The 17,871-nt window shown below is 70.8% G+C and carries 16 protein-coding genes and 1 tRNA gene; 8 read left to right on the forward strand and 9 right to left on the reverse strand.

The genetic code is table 11. From position 1 onward, the window contains the following. Nucleotides 1-114: 114 nt before the first annotated feature. From thpD to ABT324_RS30445, 5 genes are all read right to left on the reverse strand, one after another. On the reverse strand, nt 115-1,017 hold the full coding sequence (gene thpD / locus ABT324_RS30425; protein WP_351184463.1) for an ectoine hydroxylase: 903 nt from the start codon (nt 1,015-1,017) through the stop codon (nt 115-117). A 201-nt stretch (nt 1,018-1,218) separates the two neighbouring features. Continuing rightward, the gene (locus ABT324_RS30430) at nt 1,219-1,629 is read right to left on the reverse strand and encodes an ectoine synthase (RefSeq protein WP_351184465.1); all 411 of its coding nucleotides are present in this window, start codon (nt 1,627-1,629) and stop codon (nt 1,219-1,221) included. A gap of 135 nt (nt 1,630-1,764) precedes the next feature. Then, nucleotides 1,765-3,012, reverse strand: coding sequence for a diaminobutyrate--2-oxoglutarate transaminase (gene ectB / locus ABT324_RS30435; protein WP_351184467.1), 1,248 nt, complete (start codon nt 3,010-3,012; stop codon nt 1,765-1,767). Between the two features lie 65 nt (nt 3,013-3,077). Then, nucleotides 3,078-3,650, reverse strand: a complete 573-nt coding sequence (gene ectA, locus ABT324_RS30440; protein WP_351184469.1) for a diaminobutyrate acetyltransferase — start codon at nt 3,648-3,650, stop codon at nt 3,078-3,080. Between the two features lie 339 nt (nt 3,651-3,989). Next, on the reverse strand, nt 3,990-4,718 hold the full coding sequence (locus ABT324_RS30445; RefSeq protein WP_351184471.1) for a S1 family peptidase: 729 nt from the start codon (nt 4,716-4,718) through the stop codon (nt 3,990-3,992). Between the two features lie 265 nt (nt 4,719-4,983). Here ABT324_RS30445 and ABT324_RS30450 point away from each other — a divergent pair, with 265 nt between their 5' ends. Both ABT324_RS30450 and ABT324_RS30455 read left to right on the forward strand, forming a co-directional pair. Then, nucleotides 4,984-5,532 carry a hypothetical protein gene (locus ABT324_RS30450; protein WP_351184473.1) on the forward strand — a complete coding sequence of 183 codons (549 nt, stop codon included), beginning with the start codon at nt 4,984-4,986 and terminating at the stop codon, nt 5,530-5,532. Nucleotides 5,533-5,556: 24 nt separating this feature from the next. Next, complete coding sequence (locus ABT324_RS30455; protein ID WP_351184475.1) at nt 5,557-5,805, forward strand: hypothetical protein; 249 nt, start codon at nt 5,557-5,559, stop codon at nt 5,803-5,805. Between the two features lie 38 nt (nt 5,806-5,843). On the opposite strand, the gene ABT324_RS30460 is transcribed toward ABT324_RS30455, so the two are convergent. Together ABT324_RS30460 and ABT324_RS30465 are read right to left on the reverse strand one after the other, a co-directional pair. Beyond that, nucleotides 5,844-6,161: a hypothetical protein gene (locus ABT324_RS30460; RefSeq protein WP_351184477.1), complete on the reverse strand. Its 318-nt coding sequence runs from the start codon at nt 6,159-6,161 to the stop codon at nt 5,844-5,846. Between the two features lie 62 nt (nt 6,162-6,223). Next, complete coding sequence (locus tag ABT324_RS30465; protein WP_351184479.1) at nt 6,224-6,694, reverse strand: DUF2127 domain-containing protein; 471 nt, start codon at nt 6,692-6,694, stop codon at nt 6,224-6,226. 297 nt (nt 6,695-6,991) lie between these two features. Between ABT324_RS30465 and ABT324_RS30470 the strand changes: the two genes are divergently transcribed. Continuing rightward, the gene (locus tag ABT324_RS30470; protein ID WP_351184481.1) at nt 6,992-8,050 is read left to right on the forward strand and encodes a chitinase; all 1,059 of its coding nucleotides are present in this window, start codon (nt 6,992-6,994) and stop codon (nt 8,048-8,050) included. 204 nt (nt 8,051-8,254) lie between these two features. Here ABT324_RS30470 and ABT324_RS30475 read toward each other — a convergent pair whose 3' ends face one another. After that, nucleotides 8,255-9,340, reverse strand: a complete 1,086-nt coding sequence (locus ABT324_RS30475) for a helix-turn-helix transcriptional regulator (protein ID WP_351184483.1) — start codon at nt 9,338-9,340, stop codon at nt 8,255-8,257. Nucleotides 9,341-9,430: 90 nt separating this feature from the next. Between ABT324_RS30475 and ABT324_RS30480 the strand changes: the two genes are divergently transcribed. After that, complete coding sequence (locus tag ABT324_RS30480; protein ID WP_351184485.1) at nt 9,431-10,681, forward strand: FAD-dependent oxidoreductase; 1,251 nt, start codon at nt 9,431-9,433, stop codon at nt 10,679-10,681. Nucleotides 10,682-10,776: 95 nt separating this feature from the next. Here ABT324_RS30480 and ABT324_RS30485 read toward each other — a convergent pair. Further along, nucleotides 10,777-10,852, reverse strand: a tRNA-Thr gene (locus ABT324_RS30485). Between the two features lie 233 nt (nt 10,853-11,085). On the opposite strand from ABT324_RS30485, the gene ABT324_RS30490 reads away from it, so the two are divergent. The 4 genes from ABT324_RS30490 (at nt 11,086) to ABT324_RS30505 (ending at nt 17,869) form a co-directional block, all read left to right on the forward strand. Next, nucleotides 11,086-12,528: a threonine/serine exporter family protein gene (locus ABT324_RS30490; protein ID WP_351184487.1), complete on the forward strand. Its 1,443-nt coding sequence runs from the start codon at nt 11,086-11,088 to the stop codon at nt 12,526-12,528. A 120-nt stretch (nt 12,529-12,648) separates the two neighbouring features. Further along, complete coding sequence (locus tag ABT324_RS30495) at nt 12,649-14,088, forward strand: alpha,alpha-trehalose-phosphate synthase (UDP-forming) (protein ID WP_351184489.1); 1,440 nt, start codon at nt 12,649-12,651, stop codon at nt 14,086-14,088. A gap of 130 nt (nt 14,089-14,218) precedes the next feature. Next, on the forward strand, nt 14,219-16,768 hold the full coding sequence (gene otsB / locus ABT324_RS30500) for a trehalose-phosphatase (RefSeq protein WP_351184491.1): 2,550 nt from the start codon (nt 14,219-14,221) through the stop codon (nt 16,766-16,768). Between the two features lie 486 nt (nt 16,769-17,254). Then, nucleotides 17,255-17,869 carry a DUF4178 domain-containing protein gene (locus ABT324_RS30505; protein WP_351184492.1) on the forward strand — a complete coding sequence of 205 codons (615 nt, stop codon included), beginning with the start codon at nt 17,255-17,257 and terminating at the stop codon, nt 17,867-17,869. Nucleotides 17,870-17,871: the final 2 nt, after the last annotated feature.

The raw sequence follows: 17,871 nt of genomic DNA on the forward strand, positions 1-17,871 counted from the left end.
AACCCCCCCCCCCCCCGGCCGCCCCCCCCCCCCCCGCCCCGCCCTCGGGGGCGGGGGGGGGCGTGGTGTTTCCGACCGGGGGCGGCACCCCCCACCCCCCCCCACGACCGCTGATCAGCGGGTGACCGGGGTGAAGTCGCGGGAGGCGACGAAGCCCGGTCGGGGGCTGCCCGCCGCGAACGGTTCGGTCAGGGCGTTCTCCACGCTGTTGAACACGATGAAGATGTTCGAGCGGGGGAACGGGGTGATGTTGTTGCCCGAGCCGTGCATGCAGTTCGAGTCGAACCACAGGGCCGAGCCCGCCGGGCCGGTGAACTGCTCGACACCGTGCTCGTAGGCCAGCCGCGTGATGTCGTCCTCGGACGGCACCCCGACCCGCTGCTCCTTGAGCGAGGACTTGTAGTTGTCCTCCGGCGTCTCGCCCACGCAGGACACGAACGTCTTGTGCGAGCCCGGCATGATCATCAGACCGCCGTTGAACGGGTAGTTGTCCGTCAGGGCGATCGAGATGCTGACCGCCCGCATCGCGGGCATGCCGTCCTCGGCGTGCCAGGTCTCGAAGTCGGAGTGCCAGTAGAAGCCGGTACCCCGGTAGCCCGGCATGTAGTTGATCCGGCTCTGGTGCACGTACACGTCCGAGCCGAGGATCTGCCGGGCCCGGTCGAGCACCCGCGGGTCGCGGGCCAGCTCGGCGATCAGCTCGCTGATCTTGTGCACTTCGAAGATCGAGCGCACCTCGTCGGACGAGCGCTCCACGATGGTGCGCTCGTCCGCGCGCACCTGCGGGTCACTGGTGAGCCGTTCCAGCTCCTGCCAGTACGTCTGCACCTCGGCCGGGGACAGCAGCCCCTCCACGACGTGGAAGCCCTTGGCGTCGTGCGCGCGGAGCTCCTCCGCGCTGGCCGGGCCCGCGTCCACCCCGGGCCACACGGTGGGGTCGGTCCGGTCGATCAGGGCCGACGAAGCGCCCACCCGCGTCGGGTAGCGGTCCTGGGTGCTGAGATCAGCGACGGTCATGGGTTGCGCCTCCTTCGCGAATTCCCGCCGGAGCGGTCGGTGCCTGCGGCACCGCCGCCATTTCTCGGTTCCTCGTTTGGGAGTGGCGCACGTGCGGTGCGCCCCCACCCCCCGCGTCGCCAGGCGGGGGAGATCAAATGCTGCGCGTGGCGGGTAACCAACCTCGGTTACCCGCCACGGCGCAGAACAATCATCGGGGCCTCAGTTGGCCGGGGCCGCCTCGTCCTCCTCGATGATGAGCGGGTACACGCCGTTCTCGTCGTGCACCTCGCGGCCGGTCACCGGCGGGTTGAACACGCAGACGGTCTTCATCTCGGTGCGCGGCCGGACCTGGTGCTTGTCGGCGTTGTTCAGCACGTAGATCGAACCCGGCTTGAGCTGGTGCACCTCACCGGTGGCCTTGTTCTCGACCTCGCCCTCACCGGAGGTGACGAACACGGCTTCGATGTGGTTGGCGTACCAGAAGTCGTTCACCGTGCCGGCGTAGAGCGTGGTCTCGTGCACCGAGAAGCCGAGCTTGTCCTTGGCCAGGATGATCCGCTTGCTGCGCCAGTTCTCCTGCTTGATGTCGGCGTCGGTGTCCTCGATTTCCGACAGGTGCCGGACGATCACGTTTCCTCCAAAAGTGTTGCTCAGTTCTCAAGTGCCGGTCACGGGGGACCGGCACGGCCGCAGGGTCTCAGAGGCGCCCACGCCGGGACAGTCCCGGAACGGGTGGTGCGGGCGCCTCCGAGCGCCGCGGCAGGATCAGGCCACGACCTCGCGGACCGACTCCCGGATGATCTGCAGCCCCTGCTCCAGCTCGTCGTCCGAGATGGTCAGCGGCGGCATGATCTTCAGGACCTCGCTGGACGGACCGGAGGTCTCCACCAGCAGCTTGCGGTCGAAGGCGGCCTTGGAGACCTTGCCCGCCACGTTGAGGTCCTCGAACCCGATGCCGCGGGCCAGGCCGCGGCCCTTGGCGATGGCCCCACCGTGCTCGGTGACGATCTCCTCCAGGACCGCGCCGACCCGCTCGCCCTTGGCGATGGTCGACTTCTGCAGCGAGTCGTCGGCCCAGTACTGCTTCAGCGCCTCGGTGGCGGTGACGAAGGCCGGGCTGTTGCCGCGGAAGGTGCCGTTGTGCTCACCCGGCTCCCACACGTCGTGCTCCGGCTTGATCAGCGTGATGGCCATCGGCAGGCCGTAGCCGCCGATCGACTTCGACAGGCAGACGATGTCCGGCTGGATGCCGGCCTCCTCGAAGCTGAAGAACGGGCCGGTGCGGCCGCAGCCCATCTGCACGTCGTCGACGATCATCAGCATGCCGTGCTTCTGGCACAGCTCGTAGAGCCCGCGCAGCCACTCCGGCCGGGACGAGTTGATGCCGCCCTCGCCCTGCAGCGTCTCGACGATGACCGCGGCGGGCTCGTTGAGGCCGCTGCCGCTGTCCTCGAGCATCCGCTCGAAGTACAGGAAGTCCGGGACCTGGCCGTCGAAGTAGTCGTCGTAGGGCATCGGCGTGGCGTGCACCAGCGGGATGCCCGCGCCGCCGCGCTTCATCGAGTTGCCGGTGACCGACAGCGAGCCCAGCGTCATGCCGTGGAAGGCGTTGGTGAAGCTGATGATCGACTCGCGGCCGGTGATCTTGCGGACCAGCTTCAGCGCCGACTCGACCGAGTTGGTGCCGGTCGGGCCAGGGAACTGGACCTTGTAGTCCAGCCCGCGCGGTTCGAGGACGTTCTGCTGGAAGGTCTGCAGGAACTCGCCCTTGGCGACGGTGGACTGGTCCAGGGCGTGGGTGACGCCGTCGCGCTCGATGTAGTCGAGCAGCTTGCGTTTCAGCGCCGGGTTGTTGTGCCCGTAGTTCAGGGCACCCGCGCCGGCGAAGAAGTCCAGGTAGCCGGTGCCGTCCTGGTCGTAGAGGTAGCTGCCGGACGCGCGGTCGAACACGGTCGGCCACGTTCGGCAGTAGCTGCGGACTTCGGATTCCAGGGTTGCGAAGATGTCGTTCACGATCCTCCGTTCGTGCCGGGCTGCGCACTGCGGGCGCGCCTCGGCAGCAGGCAAGAGTGCGTGCGTCAGCGGTCGGTCGCGGCCGTGACGGCGGGGGCCGCTGCGAACGGCCCGATGCGGTACAGGTCCTCCCCCAGGTGCGCGTCTGGGAACAGGTCGGCGGTGAACAGCTCGCTGCGCTGCAGTTCCGCCGAGCGGTTGCGCGCCAACGCGGTGAACAGCTTGATCGACGCTGCGTTGTCCGGGGTGATCGTCGTCTCCAGGTACCGGATGCCCCGCGCCTGCACGCGGTCCACCAGGTGCCCGAGGAGTCGACTGGCCACGCCACCACCGCGCTGGGAGGCATCGACGGCGATCTGCCACACCACGAGGGTGTCCGGGGCATCGGGCCGGATGTACCCGGTCACGAAGCCCACGACCGCACCGTCGATGCGCGCCACCGCTGAGGTCTGCGCGAAGTCCCGGCACCACAACAGATATGCGTAGGACGAGTTCACGTCGAGCACTCCCGAATCACAGGTGATCCGGTAGAGCTGGGGGCCGTCCGCGACGACCGGAGTGTCGATCTCCAACCGCCCGGCTGAACCGCTTCCGCCATTTCGCTCGTCGATGTTATGGCTCGGTTTGTCGCCGGTCATGCTTCGCCAACTTAACAGAACATCCGTAACGCGTCAGGTTCGCGACGCGATAACCACTCGTCTACCAGGCGAGACGCGATTTCGCACGTGATGAGCACTACAGAAACGTTGATTTGCTGTCCGACGCGGTGCTAACCGCGCGTGGCAGGTATTGTCGATCAATGCATTCGAACGTGCTCTGACCTGCGATGACGTTGATCATTTCGACCGTTCGGCACGCTCTGTGAAGATGATTTCCGGTATCCGGGAAAACTGCGCCCGGCCGCCTGGAATCCAAACGCGAACGGTCCGCCCGGGCGCGCCTGGCACCCGAGCGGACCGTCGACCGCGCTACCGGATCTACACGCCCGCCACGGACTGGATCCAGTCGCGGTACTCGGTGATGTTGGTGTAGGCCGTGGTGCTCTGCCGGTCGCTGGTGGAAGCCACCCCGACCTGCACGTTCCCGGCGAACATCGGGCCGCCGGAGTCACCGCCGGCCGGGATGCCGTCGCCGCGGCTCGCGCACACCGCGGTGCCGCCGCGGTAGTCGCTGCAGGCGATGTCGGTCACGTTCACGTCCGCGACCTTGAGGATCTGCGCCTGGCACTCGATCTCGGGCCGGTCGGTGCAGGTCGCGCCCCAGCCGTAGGTCTGCACGGTCTGGCCGACCTCGACGTCGCCCACCGAGCCCAGCGGCGAGTACTCGGTCTCGACCGCGTGGTCGATGTTGACCAGGGCCAGGTCTGCGGTGTCGTGGATGACCACGCCGCCCGGCTTGGCGGTGGCCTCCTCACCCTTGGTCTGGTCCACGTCGCCGATGTGGAAGCTCAGCGCACCGTCGCCCGCGCCCTCGACGCAGTGCTGGGCGGTGAGGATCCACTCCGGAGCGATGATGGTCGCGGTGCAGGTCTCCTGGCCGTTGGTGAACAGCCGGGCGGCCCACGGCGCGCTGTCCACCTCCCGGCCGTCGATGATGTAGGGCTGGACGTCCGAGGCCTGCGGCTCGGCGGCCTGGGCCGGGGCGGTGAACGCCGCGGCGGCCAGCACGGCCCCGGCGACGCCTGCGAGGTTTCGAGCGAGCGACACGCTGATCTCCTTCGGTTCACGAGGAACGCAGCTGATTCGAACCGAAGGGCACTCTTCACTCGAACGAGTGATTTTGTCCATTTGTTGGACACAACTCGCCACGACAATCGGCGGGCCGGAAGAATTGATCAAGGTGTTGACCCGCGAAAACCCCGCGAATTCCCGGTATTCCCGGGCGACGGCCAATCGGGGTGTGGGCGATCCCCCGGACACGCCAGATCGCCACCCTCTGCGCAGTCCTAAGAGGACTCCTACGCTGCGCCGTGTGATCAAAGCCACCCGTTCGATCCTCGCCGCTGCCGCCGCGTCCGCTGCGGTGGCCGTGGCCGCCACGGGGCCGGTTGCGACCGCGCAGCAGGCCTCGGCCGAGAGCTCGCTGCTGCAGCTCGACGTCACCGCCGTCCCGGCGGCCGGCGCCGAGGGCTTCAGCGGCGAGCTCGGCCCGGCGTCCGCCGAAGCCGGTGATCACCTCGACTCCTGGCCCCAGAGCGACCCCGGCGGCGTGCTCAGCCACGTCAACGGCTGGTACGGCGGGCCCACCCCACCGGGCACCTCCACCGCGCGGACCGCGGACAGCGCTGGCTCCCGCGAAGCCAGCGCGTCGTGGAGCGGGTTCGGCATCCCCGCCACCCAGGGCGCGCCCAACCTGCTCAGCTTCGGATCGCTGCACACCTGGGCCCGCTGCACCCAACCGCCGCTGACCCGCACCGAGGAGGCCTACGCGGCGACCGACTCCAACTCCGTCTACCTGTTCGACGACGTGACCCGCCCGCTGCCAGCTGGGACCTCCACCGCGGAGACCACCGGTGCGTAGCTGGGGCTGTCCGGCATCGGCGACGTGGCGCTGACGATCGACGTGGCCCGGATCGCCGAGACGTGGGAGCACGGCGCGCATGCCGCGATCGAGGTCCAGGTGCACGCGGTCATGCGCGACGCCTCGGGCGCGACCGTCTTCGACGGCGAGCTGATGGACGTCACGGCTGGCGACGTCCGCGTGGAGTGCGAGGCGGAGACGCCACCGACGACCACGGAGACCCCGGAGCCGCCGACGTCCTCGTCCGAGTCCCCTGAGCCGCCTACGCCCTAGGAGACGCCTGACCCGCCGGCCTCCTCGTCCGAGACCCCTCAGCCGCCCACGTCGTCCTCGGAGCCGCCGACGTCGACGAGCACCTCGGAGCCGACCAGCAGCGAGCCGACGTCGTCGGAGGTGCCGACCTCCGGCCCCTGCCCGCCGCCACCGACCTGCGACCAGCAGCCCTGTCCGGAGCCGCCGCCGAGCTGCCCCGAACCCCCGTGCGACGAGGAGCCGGGCTGCGGTGGCGGTGGCTCGGACGGTGGTGAGCCGCCTGGCGGCGGTGGTGGGGTCGACGGCCAGCCGCCCGGCGCCGGGCAGGACGTCGACCACCTGGCCCAGACCGGCGTGCCGACCGGCGCGCTGAGCATCGCCGGTGCCGCACTGCTCGCGGCCGGTGCCCTGCTCCTGGTGGTCGTCCTCGGGCCGGAGTTCAGCCCCGGCGCAGTTCCCGGTACTCCTTCACGACCAGGACGATGATCGCGACGTCGAGCGCGGCGAGCAGCGGCAGCACGAGCGAGCCGGTTCGCGCCGCCCGGAGGACCTCGAAGAGCACGAACAGGCCCAGCGCGGCGGCCGCCACCGGGTACACCGGCAGGACCTCGCGCAGCAGGGCGGTCACCAGCACGAGCTTGATCGCGCCGTGCAGCAGCAGGTAGGCGACCACGAACGCGCGGTTGCCAGCGGCGAAGTGCCGCGCCGCCTCCTCGAAGTGCCCGGCCAGCGCCCCGGTGGGCGGGCCGACCAGGTCGCGGGTGACGACCGCGTGCGCGAGCCGGGTGATGGCGTCCGGCGGCAGGAAGGCCAGCGCGATGCCGCCGACCAGCTGCACCGCGCCGTCCAGCCCCTTGACCAGGACGGCGACCAGGAAGAGCCGGTCGGTCACCGTGGTCCGGTCGCGCACCGACCCATCATGCGCGCGCTGGCCCGGCCCGGCCGGTCGCCGCTGCTGGTGTGCCGGTCCTGTTTCCGCTGCTCAGCTGCCGCAGGAGTTTCGCCTGGTGTGGTCCTTCGAAACGTTGCCTGCGGTCTACCTGCGAAAACGGTACCAAAATTGGTAAATACCACTTCGCTGGAAGTCTTGTCTTGCCCCGCCCCGCTTGGCATAAAGGTTTCCGATTGGTTTCTCTGAATTCAATTCGATCCAGGACCAATTCTGCGACTGGTCCGGTCGAGAGGGGAGCAGCTCGTGGTTGCTCGGATGAAACGCCTGCTCGGAGCCGGTCTGGCGGCGGCCTTCGCCGCCGTGCTGCCGGTGTTCCCCGCCGCCGCGGACACCTCGGGCCCGGCGCCCGAGGCGACCGCCAGCTGCCCGTTGAAGGGCAAGCCCGAGGGCAAGGTCCTGCAGGGCTACTGGGAAAACTGGGACGGCGCGGTGAACGGGGTGCACCCGCCGTTCGGCTGGACGCCGATCACCAACCCGGAGATCGGCCAGCACGGCTACAACGTGCTCAACGCCGCCTTCCCGGTCATCCTCTCCGACGGCACCGTGCTGTGGGAGGACGGCATGGACAGCACCGTCAAGGTGGCCACGCCGGAGGAGATGTGCGAGGCGAAGGCCGCCGGGGCGACCATCCTGATGTCCATCGGCGGCGCGACGGCGGGCATCGACCTGTCCTCCAGCGCCGTGGCCGACCGGTTCGTCGAGACCATCGTGCCGATCCTCAAGGAGTACAACTTCGACGGCATCGACATCGACATCGAGACCGGGCTGACCAGCACCGGCAACATCAACGAGCTGTCGCCGTCGCAGGCCAACCTGATCCGCATCATCGACGGCGTGCTGGCCCAGATGCCGGCGGACTTCGGGTTGACCATGGCGCCGGAAACGGCCTACGTGACCGGCGGCAGCGTCCAGTACGGCTCGATCTGGGGCGCCTACCTGCCGATCGTGAAGAAGTACGCGGACAACGGCCGCCTCTGGTGGCTGAACATGCAGTACTACAACGGCAGCATGTACGGCTGCTCCGGTGACTCGTACCAGGCGGGCACCGTGGAGGGCTTCACAGTCCAGACGGACTGCCTGAACAACGGCCTGGTCGTGCAGGGCACCGAGATCAAGGTGCCCTACGACAAGCAGGTCCCGGGGCTCCCGGCCCAGCCGGGTGCCGGGGGTGGTCACATGCCGCCGAACCTGGTGTCCCAGGCCTGGAACAACTACAACGGCGGGCTGAAGGGCCTGATGACCTGGTCGTTGAACTGGGACGGCTCCAAGGGCTGGTCCTTCGGCGACAACGTCAAGTCCCTCCAGGGCCGGTGATCGGCGGACCCCGGTCGTCCACTGTGCCCGGACGACCGGGGTCCCCCGCGGCCACCAAGGTCACACCGCTGATTCCGGTGGGAGTTGCGCACCGTCCTCCGGTCGAGCGTTGGTCCCTGTGCCCAAACGGGGTTCGGCGTCCGGGAGGAGGCCGGTTGCCCTGGCCCGGGGTGTACTGGTGGGGCGTCAGTGATCAGTCACGGGTCAATCCCCGAAATATGACTGGGGTTTCGCCGTTCCGTCGGGTTTCGTTGTTGGGGTCTGGGCGATTCCGGTGTCGTGTGGGGGTTTTCGTGGTTCCGGTTGGGGGTCGGGGATGGCCGCGTAGCGGTGGGCGAGCCGTCGGCATGCCGCGGCGAGTTCGGGTGGGTGCAGGTCGGTGAGGTGGGTGTCGAAGGTGGCGAGGATTCCGGCGATGCCCGCCCAGGACCAGGCGCCGAGGGTGAGTCGGCAGTGGTCGGCGTCGAGGTGCTCGACGACCGCACCGCCGGGTGCCCAGCGGGCCACGACGTGGGCGGGGAGGCGGAGCCGCGCGCTCCCGGTGCACGGCCAGGAGGCGAGGACGTCACCGCGGTCGTGGCTGCCCATCACGAAGTGGGCCAGGTCGTCGCCGGGCAGGGCGCGGTGGTCGAAGCTCGACGTCGTGTGGCGGGGGTGCAGCCGGTCCACGCGGTGCACCCGCCACTGGCGCGCATCGCGGTCGTAGGCCACCAGGTACCAGCGGGCCGCCCACACCACGAGGTGGTGCGGTTCCAGGTGGACGACGGCGAAATCGGGCTCCTCAGGCGCCGGGCGCGTCCCGTCGCGGCGCAGGAGCTCGGCGACGAGGACGCGTCGGTGCCGCACCGCGGCGCCGACGGTGCTGAGCGCGGCCGGGTCGATCGGTGGCGCGGGGAACTCCCAGTAGTTCCGCAACTGGGTCAACTGCATGGATTCCATTGCCGCGCGCAGGGTTTCGGGCATCGACTGCTGCAGGGTGGCCAGCGCTCGGGCGGCATCGTCCTGCAGGCCGAAGACGATGCTGGGTGCCGTTTGCAGTGCGACGGCGGTCGCGAGCGCCTGGTCGTGGTCGAACAGCAGTGGCAGGGAGCGCCCGGTGCCGAGCCGGTAGCCGCCGTCCGGTCCGCGCGCGGTCGTGATCGGGTAGCCGAGCCCGCGCAAGGTGTCCAGGTCGCGGCGGACCGTGCGCTCGCTGACCTCCAGCCGGGCGGCCAGCTCGCGGAGCGACCACTGCCTGCGCGTTCCCAGCAGGGACAGCAGCCGCAACGCCCGCTGCGAAGTGTTCGCCACCGCCCCATCCTGGCACCGGTCCTGGACATCCGGTGTCCACTACCGGTGCCACCGTCGCAGACCAAGTGGTCACTCGGCAGTGGAGGATGGATGAGCATGCGCGTCGCCGTGGTCGGGGGCGGGATCGGTGGGCTCGCGCTGGGCGCCGGGTTGCGCCGCAGCGGGTACGAGGTGGCGGTGTTCGACCGCGACACTGATGTCGCCGCGACCGGCGGTTACCACATCACGCTCGACCAGCGGGCGCAGTCGGCGTTGCAGCGGTTGGTGGCGCCGGAGGTCGTGCGGCGGTTGCTGGCGTCGGGATCGGCGCTGCGGCTGCGGGAGCGGGACGCGTTCTGGGACCGCCGCGGCCGCCTGCTCGGGCACGGCCCGGACCTGAGCGGCTGCGCGAGCATCGACGTCGACCGCATCACCCTGCGCACGCTGCTGGCCGGAGCCGTCGGCGAGGACCTGCACCTCGGGCGCGAGGCGACCGGCGTTGACCAGCGCGAGGTGCCGCGGGTGGAGTTCGCCGACGGCACCTCGGCCACCGCGGACCTGGTGGTCGGCGCCGACGGCACCCACTCGGTCGTCGCCCGGCACCTGGCGGGCGGCCCGACCAACCGCCCGGCGGGCATCATCGGCTTCTCCGGGCGCACCCGGCGCCCCGACCTCGGCCCATCCGAGCAGCAGCGGCTCGGGCTGCGCTCAGGCCTGGCGGTCGGCCCGCGCGGCGCCGCGCTCTACACCGGTTTCCTCGACCCGGTGGGCAACGCCGCCCTTGACGCCCCCGAGCTGCGGATGTCGGTCACCACCGGCCCCACCTACATCTGGGGCGCGATGTTCCCGGAGTCCGCCCGCACCGGTGCCCTGCGCGAGCTGGCGGGCACCCAGTTGCGGACCGCGCTGCTGGCCCGCTTCCGCGATGAGGGCTGGGCCGACCACACGCTGGAGGTGATCGCCCGGGCCGACCCGGCCAGCGTGGCGGCGTTCCGCTTCAACGCCTCGTCGACCCGCGCCGCGGACCTCGCTCCGTGGCGGGCGGGCCGCATCACGGCGCTCGGCGACGCCGTCCACGCCACCCCGCCCACCGCGGGCATGGGCGCTGGCGCGGCCATCCGCGACGCCGCCGACCTGCTCGACCAGCTCGGCACGGCCACCGACGGCACCACGCTCGTCGACGCGATCAGCCGCTACGAAGCCGGGATGCGCCAGCGCGGCGCCGAGGTCCTGACCATGGCGATGCGGACGGTCCGCTGGATCCTGGCCACCGACACCACCCTCGGCGCGGCGGCCACGGCGGTGGCCAGCCCGGTCCTCGCCGCAGCCGTCCGCCTGCGCGGCCGGACGATCTCCAGCTGACCGAACGGCGCCCCGCTCGACACCTCGGGCGGGGCGTTGTGTGCTGCACCTGACAGCGCGCGGTGGTCACATCAAAACACCAGGTCAGGTACCTTTGGAGCCGCTGAGGGGACTCGAACCCCTGACCGTCCGCTTACAAGGCGGGCGCTCTACCAACTGAGCTACAGCGGCGCGCACGTCGGTTCGTGCGGGGACATCGTAAGCGCCTTCGCGCTCAGGTGGGGAAGCGGCTGGGCCTCATCTGGCGGACCCCCGGTTCGGCCGCTGGTGGCGGGCTTGGCCACGCAGTGATGGACGCCACGGATTTCAGGTGCAACGGTCGGCTCATGACAGGCGATGCCCGAGGGGAAGATCAGCCACGGCGGACCGCCCGCAAGGTCGGGCGGCAGGAGGGAAGAGCAGCATTGGGAATCACGCAGCGCGCCCGGGGTGTGCTGCGGCGGCGCGACCCGGAGGCCACCATCCCGCCGGGGACTCGCAACGTCGTCTTCGGGCCCGCCCTGCCCGACGAGTCCACCGTCCACCTCGTGCTCGACCTCGGGCTGCGCATCGGCGAGGTGCAGATGGCCAGCGGCGCCGGTGCTTCCGACGTCACCGCGACCATCATCGCCGTGGTCAACGCCTACGGTCTGCCGCACTGCGAGGTCGACGTCATCTACACGTCGATCACCGTCTCCTGCTACCGGGGCACCGAGCTCCCGCCGATCACCTCGCTGCGGGTGGTCCGCAACCGCTCCATCGACTACACCCGGCTCGCCGACGTCGAGGAACTGCTGCGCCGGATCACCGCCAACGAGCTCACCGCCGGTGAGGCCTACGCCGAGCTCGACCGGATCACCACCGCGCCGCACCCGTTCCCGCGGTGGGTGGCCACCGTGGCCTGGGCGGGCATGGCCGCCTCGCTGTCCGTGCTGCTCGGCGGCGGTGGCGGCGGCGTCATGCTGCCAGTGACCGCCGCCGCCGCGACCGCGCTGGTGGACCGCATCGGCCGGTTGCTGAACAAGCGGGCCCTGCCGTTCTTCTTCCAGCAGGCCGTCGGCGGTGCCGTCGCCACCAGCATCGCGCTGACCTTCTACGCCCTCGGCTGGCTCGACAACCCGCAGCTCGCGGTGGCCGCGAGCATCATCGTGCTGCTGTCCGGAATGACCGTGGTCGGTTCGATGCAGGACGCCATCACCGGCTACAACGTCACCGCCGCCGGTCGGATGGCCGAACTCGCGCTGATGTCAGCTGGGCTGATCGCCGGTGTCGTGCTGTCGCTGTACGCGGGCGTGCGCATCGGTGGCGACACCATGGCCGGGCTCGACGCCACCGACATCGGCCGCGCGCAGGTGCTCACCCCGGCGCTGTCGCTGTCCCTGCAGGTCCTCGCGGGCGCGTCCACCGCGGCGTGCTTCGCGCTGGCCAGCTACGCGCCGCCGCGCCCGCTGCTGGTGGGCGGCATCGGCGGCGCCGTCGCCGCCGGGACGCACGCGCTGCTGCTGTTGGTCGACGTGCACACCGTGCTGGCCGGGGCGGTGGCGACCACCCTCGTCGGCTTCGCCGGGGGGATCATCGCGCGCCGCCTGCGGATCCCGTCGCTGGTCATCGCGGTGTCCGGCGTCGCGCCGCTGCTGCCCGGCCTGGCGACCTACCGCGGGCTGTACGAGCTGTCCGTGCTCGGCAGCCCGAGCGGGGCGACCACGCTGATGCTGGCCGCGGCCATCGGCCTCGCGCTCGGCGCTGGCGTCGTGCTGGGCGAGTACCTCGCCCAGCCGGTGCGCACCAGGCTCGGTAGGTTGGAACGCCGCATCTCCGGGCCACGGCTCTCCGGTCCGCTGTGGCCCACCAAGCGGCGGTTGGACTGATCTCCGCTGGCCCGGAAGGGGTGCGGCGCGGGACCCGCGGTTGGCCCGCACGCACCACGCCGAGCCTGGCTGGATTGGCTAGCCTCGCGACAGGTCGTTGACACGGCGGGAGGAACACCGGTGAGCAAGGGCAGCACGCCCGTCCAAGCGGATTTCGTCGTGGTCGCCAACCGGTTGCCGGTTGATCTGGAGCGGCTCGACGACGGCACCCAGCGCTGGAAGCACAGCCCCGGCGGGTTGGTCACCGCGCTCGAACCGTTCCTGCGGGCCCGGCGCGGGGCCTGGGTCGGCTGGCCCGGGGTGGCCGACATCGAGGTCGACCCGTTCGACGACGACGGCCTGCAGCTGTACCCGGTACCGCTGTCGTCCGCCGAGTTCGCCGAGTACTACGAGGGCTTCTCCAACGCCACGCTGTGGCCGCTCTACCACGACGTGGTGGTGCCGCCGGTGTTCGACCGCTCCTGGTGGCACGCCTACCAGCGGGTCAACCAGCGGTTCGCCGAAGCCGCCGCCGAGGTCAGCGCCCCCGGCGCGACGGTGTGGGTGCAGGACTACCAGCTGCAGCTGGTGCCCGCGATGCTGCGGGAGCTGCGCCCCGACCTGCGCATCGGCTTCTTCCTGCACATCCCGTTCCCGCCGGTCGAGCTGTTCATGCAGCTGCCGTGGCGGACCGAGATCGTGCGCGGCCTGCTCGGCGCCGACCTGGTCGGCTTCCACCGCCCCGGCGGGGCGCAGAACTTCCTGTGGCTGGCCCGCCGGCTGGCCGGGTTCGAACCCAGCCGCGGCCAGGTCGGGGTGCGCTCCCGGCCCGGCGTGGTGCAGGTCGGCGACCGGACCGTGCGGGTCGGCGCGTTCCCCATCTCCATCGCCTCCGCCGAGCTGGACCGGCTGGCGCGCAGCAAGGAGATCCAGCAGCGGGTCAAGGCGCTGCGCGCGGAGCTGGGCAACCCGCGCAAGATCATGCTCGGCGTGGACCGGCTCGACTACACCAAGGGCATCGACGTGCGGCTGCACGCGATGCACGAGCTGCTGGCCGAGGGTCAGATCAAGGCCGAGGACGTGACGATGATCCAGATCGCCACGCCCAGCCGGGAACGCGTCGAGCACTACAAGCAGATGCGCGAGGACATCGAGCGCGAGGTCGGCCGAATCAACGGCGAGTTCGGCCGCGTCGGCCACCCCGCGGTGCACTACCTGCACACCTCGGTGGACCGCAAGGACCTGGTCGCCTTCTACTGCGCCGCCGACGTCATGGTGGTGACGCCGGTCCGCGACGGCATGAACCTGGTCTGCAAGGAGTACGTGGCCTGCCGCCACGACCTGGGCGGGGCGCTGGTGCTCAGCGAGTTCGCCGGGGCCGCTGCCGAGCTGACGAGCTCGTTCCTGGTGAACCCGCACAACCTCGACGGTGTGAAGGACGCGCTGCTAACCGCCCTCGACATCGACGAGGCCGAAGGACGCCGTAGGATGCGCGCACTGCGTAGGCAAGTGCTCACGCACGATGTCGACCGCTGGGCGCGGTCGTTCCTCGAAGCTCTGGGCACGCCTCTCGTGGACTGACTGCGAACAACTGGTCCACAACACGGATCGCGACGCGTCAGCGATACTGGTTGAACCCGGTCGGTCACCATCGATGACCGCAACGGGATCGATCAACACCAGACCCGACCACGCCCCCCTGATGAGGAGTATGGCGTTGACCGCCGAAGCCCTGCCTGCGGAGCTGCGCCGCGAGATCGTGCAGCTCGCGCGGACACCCCGACTTCTGGTCGCCTGCGACTACGACGGCACCCTGGCGCCCATCGTGGCCGACCCCACCCAGGCGAAACCGCTGCCGGAGTCGGTGCACGCCCTGCGCTCGCTGGCCGCGCTGCCCGCGACCACGACCGCGGTGATCTCCGGGCGCGCCCTGCGCGACCTGGCCACCCTGTCCCGGCTGCCCGCCGAGGTCTACCTGGTCGGCAGCCACGGGTCGGAGTTCGACGTCGGGTTCGTGCACGAGCTGCAACCCGAGGCCACCCAGCTGCGCACCGAGCTGCAGATCGGCCTGCAGGACATCGTGCGCGGCAAGCCCGGTGTGACGCTGGAGGCCAAACCGGCCAGCGTCGCGGTGCACGTCCGCCGCGCCGACCCCGAGGTCGCCAGCGAGGTGCTGGAGACCGTCCGCAGCGGTCCGGCGCAGTGGGACGGCGTGTCGGTGACCGAGGGCAAGGAGGTCATCGAGCTCTCGGTGGTGCAGACCGACAAGGGCAACGCGCTGGACGCGCTGCGCCACCAGGTCGGCGCGACCGCCGCGGTCTTCCTCGGCGACGACGTCACCGACGAGAAGGCCTTCGCCCGGCTGCACGGCCCGGACCTGGGCATCAAGATCGGCGACGGGGACACCCTGGGCCGCTTCCGGGTCGACGACGCCGCCGACGTGGCCACCGTGCTGGCGTTCCTGATGGAGGAGCGGCGCACCTGGCTCTACGGCGAGCAGGCGCCGCCCATCGAGCGGCTGACCATGCTGTCCAACGAGCGCACCGTCGCCCTGCTCACCCCGGACGCGCGGCTGACCTGGATGTGCCACCCCGGCCCGGACTCGGCGGCGGTGTTCGCCGACCTGCTCGGCGGTCCCGGCGCGGGCCACTTCAGCATCCGCCCGCACGGCGGCAACGGCACCCAGCGCAGCCCGCTGCCGCTGGGCCAGCGCTACGTGCCCAACACCATGACGGTGGAGACCCGCTGGTCGCGGCTGCTGGTCACCGACTACCTGGCGCACGGCACCGACAGCCACCGCACCGACCTGGTCCGGGTGATCAGCGGCGGCACCACCGCGGAGGTGGAGTTCGCGCCGCGCCCCGAGTTCGGCCAGGTGCCGGTGCGGCTGACCGCCGAGGCGGGCGGCCTGCGCGTGCAGGGCACCTCCGAGCCGATGGTGCTGCACTCGCCCGGCGTGCAGTGGGAGATCACCTCCGACGGCATGCACGAGTCGGCGCGCGCGGTGCTGGAGCTGAGCGAGGACACCCCCGTCGTGCTGGAGCTGCGCTGCGGCTCCGACGACCTGGCCCCGACCCGGTCGGAGCTGGAGCGCCGCGACGAGGCCGACCGGTACTGGTCGGACTGGATGAAGACGCTGTCGCTGCCCGAGGTGGAGCGCGACCTGGTCGCCCGCTCGGCGCTGACGCTGCGTGGCCTGTGCAACACCGACACCGGCGGCATCATGGCCGCCGCCACCACCTCGCTGCCCGAGGAGATCGGCGGCGTGCGCAACTGGGACTACCGGTACTGCTGGCTGCGCGACGGCGCGATGACGGCGCAGGCGCTGGTCACCCTCGGCTCCACCGGGGAAGCCGAAGCGTTCCTGGACTGGCTGCACCGCGTCCTGGAGGCGCTACCCGGCCCGGAGCGGCTGCACCCGCTGTACACGCTGCAGGGCACCGGGCTCGGCCCGGAGGCCGTGATCGACAGCCTGCCCGGCTACGCCGGTTCCCGGCCGGTCCGCGTCGGCAACCTCGCCGACCAGCAGGTGCAGCTGGACGTGTTCGGGCCCGTCGTGGAGCTGGTCGCGCACCTGGCGCAGGCCACCGGCCGGATCCGCGACGTGGACTGGGAGCTGGTGACGGCGATGGCCACCGCGGTCTCGCAGCGCTGGTTCGAACCCGACCACGGCATCTGGGAAGAGCGCGACGTGCCGCGCCACCACGTGTACTCGAAGGTCATGTGCTGGGTGACGCTGGACCGCGCGGTCAAGCTGGCCGCCGCCTACGGTCGCGAGGCCGACCCGTCGTGGGAGCCGCTGCGCGACCAGATCGCCCAGGACGTGGTGAAGAACGGCTGGCACCCGGACGTGCAGGCGTTCACCACCGCCTACGAGGGCTCGGACCTGGACGCCGCGTCGCTGCACGTCGGCCTGTCCGGGCTGATCGACCCGGCCGACGAGCGGTTCCAGGCCACCGTCACCGCGATCGAGGCGGAGCTGCGCAGCGGGTCCACCGTGTACCGCTACCGCCGCGACGACGGCCTGCCCGGTGACGAGGGCGGCTTCCACCTCTGCGCGGCGTGGCTGATCGAGGCCTACCTGCTGATCGGCCGCCGCACCGAGGCGGAGGAGCTGTTCCAGCAGATCGTGGACACGGCGGGACCGACGGGCCTGCTCTCGGAGGAGTACGACCCCATCGCGGAGCGCTCCCTCGGCAACCACCCGCAGGCCTACTCCCACCTCGGCCTGATCCGCTGCGCCCAGCTGCTGTCGGCCTGAGCCCACGACGAGGGGCACCCCACGACCTCAGCTGGTCGAGGGGTGCCCCTCGGCGTTTGCGACTTATGGCTGTCGGTCGTGCGATCTCCCTTGAAGTGATCTCAGCGAGGTCGCCCGACGCACCACCGGCGTGTCGGGCGCCCGACACGCAGAAAGCCCGCAGTTTCAATTGAAACTGCGCCCGAGGTGGGGGACACCCTCCACCGGCTCGGTCGACGAGGGGTGCGCCTGCGATCGGTGCTGGGCCTCGCTGGCGGCTTCGCCGCTTGCCCGACGCGCGATTCCAATGGGAACTGCGCGGCGTCCGGCGACTCGTCTGAGCGACGGGTCCGATGAGGTCACCTCATCGAGATCGCGCGGGACCGGTGATCGGAGGGCTCGCGGCGCGGGGGACGCTGGTCACGATTTGGGGGAATCGTGTCATCCGGTCGGGTGCTCGCTAATACCCTTCGTGCCGGACACTCGCGCTAGGGGAAGGGCTGACGGGTGAACGGTCTGGTCACGGCGTTGATCGTCGTCGTCATCGTGCTGATCATCGTCGCGGTGGTCGCCGTGATCGTGGGACTGCGCGCCAAGCGGGCGGCATCGCAACCGCCCGAGCCGCAGCGCCCCACCGATCCGTTCCACACCGGTGACCAGGACTCGCTGCGCGGCGACCCGCGCGCGCTGAAGGCCGGTGACATCGTGGAGGTGCGCGGCCGGTCGTTCACCGTGCGCGGCACCCTGCGCCTCTCGGAAGGCGGTTGGACCTGGTCGGAGCACCTGCTCGACGACGCCAAGGGCACCCAGGTGTGGCTGGCCGTCGAGGAGGACCCGGACCTGATCCTCTCGTTGTGGACCCCGGTGTCCGACGCTGGTGAGCCGGGCCCGAAGACCATCACCTTCGGCGGGCGCACCTACCACTCCGAGGAGTCCGGCAGCGCCGAGTTCCGCAGCGAGGCCACCACCGGGCTGGCCGAGCGCGGCAGCGTGCGCTACCACGACTACGAGTCGTCGGACGGCGCGCTGCTGGGCTTCGAGTCCTACGGCGACGCCGACTGGGAAGCCAGCACCGGCGAGGCGCTGAGCCGCTACGACGTGCTCATCTACCCGGCGGGCTGACC

Origin of the sequence: Saccharopolyspora sp. NPDC000359 (assembly GCF_040300525.1) — a bacterium.
Classification (GTDB): domain Bacteria; phylum Actinomycetota; class Actinomycetes; order Mycobacteriales; family Pseudonocardiaceae; genus Saccharopolyspora.

Bases quoted from the DNA above. Each gene is read 5' to 3' on its own strand.
- ABT324_RS30460 (WP_351184477.1), bottom strand. From the start codon at position 6,161: ATGCTCAGCGCGCCGGTCGGCACGCCGGTCTGGGCCAGGTGGTCGACG.
- ABT324_RS30470 (WP_351184481.1), top strand. From the start codon at position 6,992: ATGAAACGCCTGCTCGGAGCCGGTCTGGCGGCGGCCTTCGCCGCCGTG.
- thpD (WP_351184463.1), bottom strand. From the start codon at position 1,017: ATGACCGTCGCTGATCTCAGCACCCAGGACCGCTACCCGACGCGGGTG.
- ectA (WP_351184469.1), bottom strand. From the start codon at position 3,650: ATGACCGGCGACAAACCGAGCCATAACATCGACGAGCGAAATGGCGGA.
- otsB (WP_351184491.1), top strand. From the start codon at position 14,219: ATGGCGTTGACCGCCGAAGCCCTGCCTGCGGAGCTGCGCCGCGAGATC.
- ABT324_RS30480 (WP_351184485.1), top strand. From the start codon at position 9,431: ATGAGCATGCGCGTCGCCGTGGTCGGGGGCGGGATCGGTGGGCTCGCG.